General features: G+C 50.1%; 1 protein-coding gene. It reads right to left on the bottom strand.

What is annotated here, in order from left to right; genetic code table 11:
* Positions 1 to 236 precede the first annotated feature (236 nt).
* Positions 237 to 1337, bottom strand: coding sequence for a chorismate synthase (aroC, locus tag DDR33_RS16040; protein WP_109416824.1), 1101 nt, complete (start codon positions 1335 to 1337; stop codon positions 237 to 239).
* Position 1338: the final 1 nt, after the last annotated feature.

Below are 1338 nucleotides of genomic sequence, written 5' to 3'. Positions count from 1 at the left end.
ACGTTCAACAATTAAGTTTGTCTGTATATAGCAAAAGGCCTTATAGTTAATTCAATAACTATAAGGCCTTTTGCTATTATTAATTTTTGCCTGACACTAGTATCTTGGTGCCCGCAGCTCAAAAATATGCTACCCCTTCCGAGATTAAGCTCTTAGCCGGACAGCTGACAGCTGATTGCCGATAGCTGACAGCCCAACCCCAACAGCTAATAACCAATTGCTAACCGCTCATAGCGTCAGCTATGAAGAACCATAGCCTCTTGCCTCAGCACATGATCGGCTATCACCAGTGCAGCCATTGCCTCCACAATCGGCACTGCGCGTGGTACTACACAAGGGTCGTGGCGGCCCTTGCCTTTTATTTCAGTCGCGTTGCCATCTTTATCAATTGTTTGCTGGCTATGCATGATGGTGGCAATAGGTTTGAATGCCACGCGGAACATGATATCCATTCCGTTTGAGATGCCGCCCTGGATGCCCCCCGAGAAATTAGTAAGGGTGGTGACATGAGCAGAATCCTCCGCCCGTTTGAAAATATCGTTGTGCTCAGAACCTTTCATCTCAGAGCCTGCAAAGCCCGATCCGTATTCAAAACCATGTACCGCGTTGATGCTCAGCATAGCCTTGCCGAGGTCAGCATGCAATTTGTCGAATACAGGCTCGCCCAATCCTGCCGGACAATTGCGGATAATGCAGGAAATCTTTCCGCCCACCGTGTCGCCCTGTTTACGGACCCCGTCGATCATTTCAATCATCTCGTTGGCAGTAGCCGGGTCCGCACAGCGAATAATATTGCTTTCCCTGATTTCCAGCAGGGCAGCAAGGTCATCGCTGGCCAGGTTTGGGGCGTCGATGGTTCCCGCAGAAGACACATGGGCGAAGATCTCTATTCCCTTTGTTTTCAGGAACAGCTTGGCCACTGCACCCGCCGCCACGCGCGCGGCAGTCTCCCGGGCAGAAGAACGGCCGCCTCCGCGGTGATCACGGATTCCGTATTTAGCCTGGTAGGTGTAATCAGCATGTGAAGGTCTGAAAATATCCTTGTTGTGATCGTAATCTTTCGAACGCTGATCCTCATTCGGGATCAGGAGTGTCAGGGGCGTTCCGGTACTTTTCCCTTCAAATACTCCCGAAAGGATTTTCGCTGTATCACTTTCCTTCCGCTGGGTAGTGATCCTCGATTGTCCCGGTTTACGCTTATCCAGTTCACTTTGAATAAACTCCTGGTCGATTTCGATATTAGGGGGACAGCCATCAACGATCACCCCGATCGCTTCACCATGCGACTCACCGAAAGTGGTGATCCTGAATAATTGTCCGAATGAATTTCCTGCCATT

Source organism: Pararcticibacter amylolyticus, from assembly GCF_003130405.1.
Taxonomy (GTDB): domain Bacteria; phylum Bacteroidota; class Bacteroidia; order Sphingobacteriales; family Sphingobacteriaceae; genus Arcticibacter; species Arcticibacter amylolyticus.
The sequence above is the reverse complement of the archived record's forward strand: the minus strand, read 5'-3'. Positions and strand labels throughout refer to the sequence as shown.